The 3,926-nt window shown below is 73.7% G+C and carries 3 protein-coding genes and 2 pseudogenes; 3 read left to right on the top strand and 2 right to left on the bottom strand.

Features of this window, described 5'->3' with window-relative positions; all coding sequences use genetic code 11:
• Nucleotides 1-66 precede the first annotated feature (66 nt).
• Nucleotides 67-723: pseudogene (locus ABZ281_RS41220) on the top strand (MFS transporter); the annotation flags it as partial.
• 65 nt (nt 724-788) lie between these two features.
• On the opposite strand, the gene ABZ281_RS41215 reads toward ABZ281_RS41220, so the two are convergent.
• Complete coding sequence (locus ABZ281_RS41215) at nt 789-1,688, bottom strand: helix-turn-helix domain-containing protein (RefSeq protein ID WP_356663069.1); 900 nt, start codon at nt 1,686-1,688, stop codon at nt 789-791.
• A gap of 102 nt (nt 1,689-1,790) precedes the next feature.
• On the opposite strand from ABZ281_RS41215, the gene ABZ281_RS41210 reads away from it, so the two are divergent.
• Complete coding sequence (locus ABZ281_RS41210; RefSeq protein ID WP_356663068.1) at nt 1,791-3,224, top strand: MFS transporter; 1,434 nt, start codon at nt 1,791-1,793, stop codon at nt 3,222-3,224.
• Nucleotides 3,225-3,339: 115 nt separating this feature from the next.
• Nucleotides 3,340-3,546 (top strand): hypothetical protein, encoded by a 207-nt coding sequence (locus ABZ281_RS41205; RefSeq protein WP_030836562.1) that lies wholly within the window; start codon nt 3,340-3,342, stop codon nt 3,544-3,546.
• A 75-nt stretch (nt 3,547-3,621) separates the two neighbouring features.
• Here the strand turns inward: ABZ281_RS41205 and ABZ281_RS41200 are convergent.
• Nucleotides 3,622-3,822 (bottom strand): annotated as a pseudogene (locus ABZ281_RS41200) (LysE family translocator); the annotation flags it as partial.
• Between the last annotated feature and the right edge of the window lie 104 nt (nt 3,823-3,926).

Here is a 3,926-nt window from a genome sequence, read left to right as displayed (position 1 = left end):
GCAACCCCGACATCCGCGATGCGGCGAAGAAGGCCGACCGCCGCTTGAAAGGGCTGCGAACCAACGTTCAGCGGGGCGACGGTCATCGCGATCAGCGCGTTCGCCGCGCTCGGCGGCTTCCTGTTCCTGTCGACGCTGTACCTGCAGAACGTCCGCGGTCTGACCGCCCTGGAGGCGGGCCTGTGGATGCTGCCGATGGCGGTTCCGACGTTCCTGTGCGCACCGCTGTCGGGCCGCCTCGTGGGCACGCGCGGCCCGCGCCTGCCCCTGCTCATCGCGGGCTTCGCGATGACGACGAGCGGTGTCCTGTTCGCCGCGTTCGAGGCCGAGACCTCGAACGTCACGCTCTTCGCCGGCTACGTCCTGTTCGGCATCGGTTTCGGTTTCGTCAACGCGCCCATCACCAACACCGCGGTGTCCGGCATGCCGCGCGCCCAGGCGGGCGTCGCCGCGGCGGTCGCCTCCACGAGCCGGCAGCTCGGGCAGACGCTGGGGGTGGCCGTGGTGGGCGCGGTGCTCGCCTCGGGCGTCGGCTCGTCCCCGTACCGGGAGGTGTTCGTGTCCGCGGCACGGCCCGGGTGGTGGATCCTCGCCCTGTGCGGGTTCGCGGTGCTGGCGCTCGGGGCGGTGACGAACGGGCGGTGGGCCCGGGGGACCGCCGAGCGGGCCGCGGCGAGGCTGGAGAACGCGAAGGTGCGGCAGGCCGTCGGGGCGAACGGCTGAGACTCGTCACGGCGCGGCCGACCGTTGCCGGCCGACGGGTCCTCGGTCGGCCGGTGGCACCCCCGCTACACCGTGGCCGCCGCCCGCCGCACAGCGATCTCCCGCAGCCGTTCCAGCCGCTCCCGTGACTCCCCGTCCGCCGGTACGTACGTCACCATCCGCGGCCCCGTCCCCGGCGTCAGCCACAGGTCCGTGTGGTCGACGGTGACGCGGCCCACGTGGCGGTTGAGGAACTCCTTGCGTTTGGTGCGGTGGGACACGACCTCGTGGCGGTCCCAGGCCGTGCGGAACGCGGGGGACTCCGCGTGCAGACGGTCGAGGAGCATCCTCCAGGCTGGCTCGGCGAGATGGCCGGCCATCGTGGCGCGGAAGCGGGCGGCCATGAGGCGCTGGGTCTCCTCCAGGTGCACGAGCGAGGACTGCCATTCGGCGTGCGTGTAGGACAACAGCATGCAGTTGCGGTCCTCGGGCGGGACCGTGTCCAGGTCGCACAGCAGCAGCCCGTACGTGCGGTTGTGGGCGAGGATGTCGTACCGGCTGTTCTGCAGGCACGCCGGGAACGGCTCGACCTGCTCCAGCAGCACCCGCATCGCCGGTGTGACCGACGGGCAGGTGGTCGCCGGGGTCGGATCGGCGGCCCCGGCCAGCCGGAACAGGTGGGCGCGCTCACTGGGGTCGAGCAGCAGGGCGCGGGCGAGCGCGTCGAGCACCTGCACGGAGACCTGGATGTCGCGGGCCTGCTCCAGCCACGTGTACCAGGTGACGCCCACCGCCGAGAGCTGGGCGACCTCCTCGCGACGCAGACCCGGCGTGCGGCGCCGGCGGCCCCGGGGCAGACCGACCTGCTCGGGGGCGATCCGCTCCCGGCGGCTGCGCAGGAACGCCGACAGCTCGTGCCGGCGGACATCCGCGTCGCGGGGCGCCTCGGGGGTGCGCGGCGTCGTCTCACGCGCCATCGTCGTCATGGTCTCCAGCCTGCCGCCGTCCGGACCCTGTTTCCAGGTGGTGCCGCTACCAGGATAAGGACACTCTGGTACCAGCCTGAGTGACGTCGCAGGCTCGGGAGCGTGACCACCGAATCCCTCGCCCCCAGTCCCGTACGTTCCCCCGCCGCGCCGTCACCCGCGCTCGGCGGTCTCGGGCTGTTCGCCGTGCTGCTGGCCGCGGCCCTGCCCCTCGTCGACTTCTTCATCGTCAACGTCGCCCTGCCCACCATCGGCACCGACCTCGCCGCGGGCGAGTCGGTCCTGGAACTCGTCGTCGCCGGGTACGGGGTGTCGTACGCCGTCCTGCTGGTCCTCGGGGGCCGGCTCGGCGACCTGTTCGGCCGGCGGCGGCTGTTCCTCGCCGGCATGGCCGCCTTCGGGCTGACATCGCTGGCCTGCGGGCTGGCGCCGGACGCCTGGTCGCTGGTCGCGGCCCGGGTCGCGCAGGGCGCGTCGGCCGCCGCGATGCTGCCCCAGGTACTCGCCACGATCCAGGCGACCACGACCGGCCCCCGGCGCGCCAAGGCCATGGGCCTCTACGGCGCGACCGCCGGGCTGTCGATGGTGGCCGGGCAGATCCTGGGCGGGGTGCTGGTCGCCGCCGACATCGCGGGGACCGGCTGGCGTTCGGTGTTCCTCGTCAACGTGCCGGTCGTGCTCGCCGGGCTGGTGCTGGCCGTCCGCGTGGTCCCCGAGACCCGGTCGCCGCGGCCCGAGCCGGTCGACGTGCCGGGCACGTTCCTCCTGGCGGCCTCGCTCCTCACCCTGCTCGTACCGCTCACCGAGGGCCGGGCGGCGGGCTGGCCGCTGTGGACGTGGCTTTCCCTGGCGGCGTTCCCGTTCGTCACGGCGGCGTTCTACGCCGTGGAACGCCGGGCCGACCGCGAGGGCCGTACGCCGCTGGTGCCGCCGAGCCTGTTCGCGCTCACCTCGCTGCGCCGCGGGCTGCTGCTGGTGCTGCCGTTCTCGATCGGCTTCAGCGGCTTCATGTTCGTGATCGCGGTGGCGCTGCAGCAGGGCGCCGGGCTCGGTCCGGTGGCGGCGGGGCTGGCACTCGCGCCCCTGGCGGTGGTGTTCTTCGTGTTCTCGCTCCTGGGCCCGCGCCTGGTCGCCCGGTACGGCACCCGCGTGGTGACGGCCGGTGCCGCCCTCCAGGGCGTGGGACTGGCCCTGATGGCGCTGGCCGCCTGGTGGTTCTGGCCGCACCTCGGCTTCGTCGAGCTGCTCCCGGGCGCGGCGGTCGCCGGCGCGGGCCAGGCGCTGCAACTCCCCGTCCTCTACCGGGTGATCCTCTCCGAGGTGCCGCCCGCCCGCGCCGGTGTCGGCAGCGGCGTGATGATCACCACCCAGCAGTCGGCGCTGGCCCTCGGCGTGGCGACCCTGGGCACGCTGTTCCTGTCCCTGGTTCCGGGGATGGGCATGAGGGACGCCCTGGTCACGACCCTGCTGGTGCAGCTCGGCGGCGTCGTGCTGACCGGCCTGCTGAGCCTGCGGCTGCCCCGCACCGTCGCCTGAGGTCCCTCACGGCCTGATAACTCGCTTCCGGGGAAGCACTGTTGATGTTGGTTCTGCTGCACACTCCTTGCTGCGAGCAGACCGGAACGCCGGATTTCCCGACGCGGGAGGGCACATGACACAGATCGACACGAGCAAGGTCAGCCGGTGGGACCAGCACGGCCGGGAGCACGTGGTGCGGGTGCACCGGACGGGCGTGCAGCGCACGATCAGATGCGACACCTGCGGCTGGCACAGAGGCGCCCAGTTCCTGCCCTGGCTGAAGGCGGAGGAGCACCTGGCGGAGGCCCACCAGGCCACGGTGGACCCGACGGCGGCGTGAGGGCACGCGCGGCTCGGGCCACCGTCGCCCCGGGGGGGGGCACAGCGTCGCCGTCGCCCCCGGGAGGTACCGCGGCTACCGCGCCGTGAGCGCCAGCTTCGCCCCCAGGGCCACGAACGACCCCGCGAAGCCCCGCCGCAGCCAGGCCATCACCCGCGGCCGGCCCACGACGTGCCGGCGCACCGACGCGGCCAGCACCCCGTACGCGGCGAACACCACGAAGGTCGCCAGCATGAAGACCCCGCCGAGCCCCGCCATGCGCAGCACCGCGTGCGGCTCACCGGGTCATGTAGTTGGCGCCGGCGAACGTCGCACCGGCCAGGAAGCCGGCCCCGACGTAGGCCGCCGCGTTCGGGTCCAGGTAGGGGGCCAGGATGCCC

The organism is Streptomyces sp. NPDC006265, assembly GCF_040613555.1.
Lineage (GTDB): Bacteria > Actinomycetota > Actinomycetes > Streptomycetales > Streptomycetaceae > Streptomyces.
The sequence above is the reverse complement of the archived record's forward strand: the minus strand, read 5'-3'. Positions and strand labels throughout refer to the sequence as shown.

Bases quoted from the DNA above. Each gene is read 5' to 3' on its own strand.
- ABZ281_RS41215 (WP_356663069.1), bottom strand. From the start codon at position 1,688: ATGACGACGATGGCGCGTGAGACGACGCCGCGCACCCCCGAGGCGCCC.
- ABZ281_RS41205 (WP_030836562.1), top strand. From the start codon at position 3,340: ATGACACAGATCGACACGAGCAAGGTCAGCCGGTGGGACCAGCACGGC.